4 protein-coding genes and 1 pseudogene are annotated in these 5198 nt (G+C 72.0%); 3 read left to right on the top strand and 2 right to left on the bottom strand.

Going from position 1 to position 5198, the window contains the following annotated elements; genetic code table 11:
- Together L0P92_RS41995 and L0P92_RS41990 are read left to right on the top strand one after the other, a co-directional pair.
- A pseudogene (locus L0P92_RS41995) lies at positions 1–389 on the top strand (hypothetical protein); the annotation flags it as partial.
- Between the two features lie 58 nt (positions 390–447).
- Complete coding sequence (locus tag L0P92_RS41990) at positions 448–972, top strand: GNAT family N-acetyltransferase (protein WP_234768400.1); 525 nt, start codon at positions 448–450, stop codon at positions 970–972.
- Here the strand turns inward: L0P92_RS41990 and L0P92_RS41985 are convergent.
- Both L0P92_RS41985 and L0P92_RS41980 read right to left on the bottom strand, forming a co-directional pair.
- Positions 969–2558, bottom strand: a complete 1590-nt coding sequence (locus tag L0P92_RS41985; RefSeq protein ID WP_234768399.1) for an AMP-binding protein — start codon at positions 2556–2558, stop codon at positions 969–971. The genes L0P92_RS41990 and L0P92_RS41985 overlap by 4 nt on opposite strands.
- Positions 2555–4225 carry an AMP-binding protein gene (locus L0P92_RS41980; protein ID WP_234768398.1) on the bottom strand — a complete coding sequence of 557 codons (1671 nt, stop codon included), beginning with the start codon at positions 4223–4225 and terminating at the stop codon, positions 2555–2557. Before L0P92_RS41980 ends, L0P92_RS41985 begins: the two co-directional genes overlap by 4 nt.
- Before the next feature lie 122 nt (positions 4226–4347).
- Here L0P92_RS41980 and L0P92_RS41975 point away from each other — a divergent pair, with 122 nt between their 5' ends.
- Positions 4348–5193, top strand: coding sequence for a helix-turn-helix transcriptional regulator (locus tag L0P92_RS41975; RefSeq protein ID WP_234768397.1), 846 nt, complete (start codon positions 4348–4350; stop codon positions 5191–5193).
- Positions 5194–5198 lie beyond the last annotated feature (5 nt).

Raw genomic sequence — 5198 nt, 5'->3', positions numbered from 1 at the left:
CCCCCCGCCGCCCCTTCCAGCCCATAACGATCCGTACCGCTCGGGACGCCGTCACGGCCGCTGCCGTTTATCTGCGCTGGCTCGGGTACCGGGACATCCGGCGAGCGGATCAGCGGCCGCCGAGCGGGATAGGGATCGCCGCGCACGGGCTGATCGCCCAGGTCGATCCGACCGTGGCGCCGGCTTCGTTGCGTGATGTGGAGTGTCTGTGGCTGACCGCGATGACGGAGTCCGCGGCCTGCGTCTACTTCTCCCTGGCCGGATACGCCCCCGAGGCCCGCGCCCGCGCCGACTCGCTGGGCGTCCCGCTGTTCGTCCTGGACCTCACGGGCACACCCCAGCCGGTCAACAGCCTCGCCGACGACCTGGACGCGGACGGCGCCCGGTAGCCACTTGATCCGAGTAATCCGGTCGCGTCGGGCAGCGCCGCCGACGGAGACTCGGCCCATGCGCATCCGCCCTGCCACGTACGACGAGCTCCCGGTCCTCCAGGACATCGAGCGCGCCGCAGGGGCCGCCTTCCGCGGCCTCGGCATGGCGGCCGTCGCCGACGACGAGCCGCTCGCCCACGACGTCCTGGACCGCTACCGCCGGGCGGGCCGCGCCTGGGTGGCCTGCGATGCCGGCGACCACCCGGTCGGCTATCTGATCTGCGAGCCCGTCGACGGCGCCCTGCACATCGAACAGGTCTCGGTGCACCCCGAGGCCGCCCGCCGGGGCGTGGGCCGCGCCCTGCTCGCCCACGCCGCCGACCGCGCGCACGAGCAGGGCCTCACCGCCCTCACCCTGACCACCTTCGCCGAGGTCCCGTGGAACGCGCCGTATTACACCCGCCTGGGCTTCCACACACTGGACGAGGCCGGACTCACCCCCGGGCTGCGCGAGATCCGTGCGCACGAGGCCGAGCTCGGCCTCGACCGCTGGCCGCGCGTGTGCATGCGCCGCGACCTGCCGGGACCGGCCGGCGACTAGACCGACCCGGTCCCGTACCGCTCCCGCAGCTCCACCTTCCGTACCTTCCCGGACACCGTCATCGGGAAGGCGTCGAGGATCCGCAACCGGCTGGGGATCTTGTAGTGGGCCAACTGCCCGTCACAGAAGACCCGCAGCTCCTCCAGCGTCAGCGGGTCGGCCGCGTCGCGCGGGATGACGCAGGCCAGCACCTCCTCGCCGTACCGCTCGTCCGGTACGCCGACGACCTGGACGTCCGCGATCTTCGGGTGGCCGTACAGGAACTCCTCGATCTCGCGCGGGTAGATGTTCTCGCCACCCCGGATGATCATGTCCTTGATCCTGCCGACGATCTCGACGTAGCCGTCCTCGCGCATCGTCGCGAGGTCACCGGTGTGCATCCAGCGCCCGGCGTCGACGGCCTCGGCGGTCTTCTCGGGCTCGTTCCAGTAGCCGAGCATCACGCTGTAGCCGCGGGTGCACAGCTCGCCCGCCGTGCCGCGCGGCTGGGTGACGCCGGTCGCCGGGTCGACGATCTTCACCTCGATGTGCGGCAGGACGCGGCCGACCGTGCCGGTGCGGTGTTCGAGGTCGTCGTCGCGCCGCGTCTGGAGGGACACCGGGGACGTCTCGGTCATGCCGTAGCAGATGGAGACCTCCGCCATGTGCATCTCGGCGACGACCCGCTTCATCACCTCCACCGGGCAGGGCGAGCCCGCCATGATGCCGGTGCGCAGGGTGGAGAGGTCGTACGTCGCGAAGTCGGGGAGGTTCAGCTCCGCGATGAACATGGTCGGGACGCCGTACAGCGAGGTGCAGCGCTCCTGCTGGACCGCCTCCAGCGTGGCCTTCGGGTCGAAGGATGGCGCCGGGATCACGACGCAGGCGCCGTGGGACGTGGCGGCCAGATTGCCCATGACCATGCCGAAGCAGTGGTAGAAGGGCACGGGGACGCACACCCGGTCCTGCTCGCTGTAGGCGATCGACTCCCCCACGAAGTAGCCGTTGTTGAGGATGTTGTGGTGGGAGAGGGTCGCCCCCTTGGGGAAACCCGTCGTACCCGACGTGTACTGGATGTTGATGGGGTCGTCGCAGGACAGCTCACCGAACGGGACGGGCGTCCCGCGCGCGATCAGCGCCTCCCAGCTCGGGTCCCCGATGTACACCGTCTCCCGCAGCGCCGGGCACCTCCCCCGCACCTGCTCGACCATCGCCCGGTAGTCGCTGGTCTTGTGGCTCAGCGACGCGAACAGCAGGGAGATCCCGGCCTGGTTGAGGACGTACTCGACCTCGTGGGTGCGGTAGGCCGGGTTGATGTTCACCATGATCGCGCCGATACGGGCCGTGGCGTACTGCACCAGGACCCACTCGGGGCAGTTGACCGCCCAGATGCCCACCCGGTCACCCTTGGCGACCCCGCTCGCGAGCAGTCCGTACGCCAACTCGTCGACGTCGGCGGCGAATTGGGCGTACGTCCAGCGCCGCCCGGACGGCACGTCGACGAGCGCCTCCCGGTCCGGCCAGGCGGCGACGGCCCGGTCCAGGTTGGCCCCGATCGTGTCGCCTAGCAGGGGCGTGTCCCCGATTCCGTGTGCGTAGGAGTTCACCGGAAGTCCTCCTCGCGGTACTCGGCGTCCGACCCGGCGGCCGTGGCCTCGCGCAGCTCGATGCGGCGGATCTTGCCGGAGACGGTCTTGGGCAGCGGCGCGAACTCCAGGCGGCGGACGCGCTTGTACGGGGCCAGGACCTCCCGTGAGTGTTCGAAGAGCACCTTGGCCGTGTCGGGGCCGGGCTCCCAGCCCTCCGCGAGGACGATGTACGCCTTCGGCACCGCGAGCCGCACCTCGTCCGGCGCGGGTACGACGGCCGCCTCGGCCACCGCCTCGTGCTCCAGCAGGGCGCTCTCCAGCTCGAAGGGGCTGATCTTGTAGTCGGACGCCTTGAAGACGTCGTCCGCGCGGCCGACGTAGGTGATGTAGCCGTCCGCGTCCCGCGAGCCGATGTCGCCGGTGCGGTAGTAGCCGCCGGCCATCGCCTCCGCCGTACGGTCGGCGTCGCCGTGGTAGCCGGTCATCACGCCGACGGGATGGGCGGACAGGTCGAGGGCGATCTCGCCCTCCCCGGCTCCCGGGGCGCCGGAGACGGGGTCGAGGAGTTCGACGCGGAAGCCGGGGCTGGGGCGGCCCATCGAGCCGGTCTTCAGGGGCTGGCCGGGGCTGTTGGAGACCTGGACGGCGGTCTCGGTCTGTCCGAAGCCGTCCCGGATGGTCACCCCCCAGGCGCGTCGGACCTGCTCGATGACCTCGGGGTTCAGGGGCTCGCCCGCCGCCACGACCTCGCGGGGAGGGGTGCGCAGGGCGCTCAGGTCGGCCTGGATGAGCATGCGCCAGACGGTCGGCGGGGCACAGAAGGTGGTGACGCCCGCTCGGTCCATCTCGGCCATCAGACGGGCCGGGTCGAAGCGCGTGTAGTTGTGGATGAAGACGGTCGCCTCCGCGTTCCACGGGGCGAAGAGGTTGGACCAGGCGTGTTTGGCCCAGCCGGGCGAGGAGATGTTCAGGTGCACGTCGCCGGGCTGGAGGCCGATCCAGTACATGGTGGCCAGATGCCCGATCGGGTACGAGGTGTGGGTGTGCTCGACCAGCTTGGGGCGGGCGGTGGTGCCGGAGGTGAAGTAGAGCATCAGCGGGTCGTCGGAGGCGGTCGGCCCGTCGGGGGTGAAGTCGGCGGAGGCGGCGTACGCGTCCTCGTACGTCTGCCAGCCCTCGCGCTGCCCGCCGACGCTGATCCGCGTGTACCGGCCGGGCACCTCGTCGAACTTGCCGGTGTCCTCGGCCCGCACCAGCACATGCCGGACGCGACCCCGCTCCACCCGGTCGCGCAGGTCGGCCGGGCCGAGCAGCGGGGTGGCCGGGATGACGACGGCGCGCAGCTTCATCGCGGCGAGGGCGGTCTCCCACAGCTCGGCCTGGTTGCCCAGCATGACCAGGACGCGGTCCTCGGCGCGGACGCCCCGCGCGCGCAGCCAGTTGGCCACGCGGTCGGACCGCTCGGCCATCTCGGCGAAGGACAGCCGGACCTCGCTGCCGTCCTCCTCGACGATGTGCAGCGCGAGGCGGTCGTTTCCGGCCGCGATGACGTCGAACCAGTCGAGCGCCCAGTTGAACCGCTCGGGCCGGGGCCAGGTGAAGCCCTCGTATGCGGTGGCGTAGTCCTCGCGGTGTTCGAGCAGGAAGTCCCGCGCGTTGCGGAACTGCTCCGTCCCCGTCGTCATCTGTCCTCCTGGTCTCCGGACCTTGCCGGGCGGCTCTCTGTCATCGTGTAATCCGTGACGTGGGTCTCACTACCCCCGAACGGGGGTGTGCGCTCGGGAAACAGCGGTGAAAGGGCGAGCACGTGGCAGTGGACACGGCCGCATCGGTGGAGATAGGGAGCGCGCTGGTACGCCTGCGCCGCTCGACGGGACTGCCGGTCGCCTTCGGCGGCATGGTGGAGCCGGGGCGTCCCCGGATGCGCATCAGCGAACTGAACGGCACGGCGACGGACTCCCTGCGCAGACTCGCCGTGACCGCCGGCAACGGCCTCGGCGGCAAGGCCGTCGCCCTCGCCCGCCCCTGCGCGGTCACGGACTACTCCGTCTCCCGGCAGATCAGCCACGAGTACGACGCCGCGGTCGCCGCGGAGGGCCTGCGTTCGGTGCTGGCGATCCCGGTCGTCGTACGGCGCCGGGTGCGCGGTGTCCTGTACGGCGCCCTGCGCACGGCCCAGCCGCTGGGCGACCGCACGCTGACGGCGGCCGTGGAGGCGGCGCGGGACGTGGAGCAGGCGCTGGTGGTGCGGGACGAGGTGCGGGGGCTGCTGGAGGCGGCGCGGCCGGCGCCGTACGACGACCGGGGCGCCGCCTGGGAGCAGGTCCGCGAGGCCCACGCGGCCCTGCGCGCCCTGGCCCCGCGGATCAGCGACCCGGCCCTGCGCACGGAACTCCTCGACGCGTGCGGCCTCCTGGCGGAGCGGCCAGCCTCCGCACCGGCCGACTCCCGCACCGGCGTGCGACTGGCCCCGCGCGAAGTCGACGTCCTGACCTGCGTGGCCGCCGGTGCGACGAACGCGGCCACCGCCGAACGGCTGGGGCTGCGCGCGGAGACGGTCAAGAGCTACTTGCGCTCGGCCATGCGCAAACTCGGCGCCCACACCCGCGCCGAGGCGGTGGTGGCGGCACGACGGGGCGGGCTGCTGCCGTAGGGGCG

The sequence above is a fragment of the Streptomyces muensis genome, assembly GCF_021474425.1.
Taxonomy (GTDB): Bacteria; Actinomycetota; Actinomycetes; order Streptomycetales; family Streptomycetaceae; genus Streptomyces; species Streptomyces muensis.
This window is presented reverse-complemented; position numbering and strand designations above follow the sequence as displayed.

Coding starts and splice junctions, on each gene's coding strand:
- L0P92_RS41990 (WP_234768400.1), top strand. CDS start 448: ATGCGCATCCGCCCTGCCACGTACGACGAGCTCCCGGTCCTCCAGGAC.
- L0P92_RS41980 (WP_234768398.1), bottom strand. CDS start 4,225: ATGACGACGGGGACGGAGCAGTTCCGCAACGCGCGGGACTTCCTGCTC.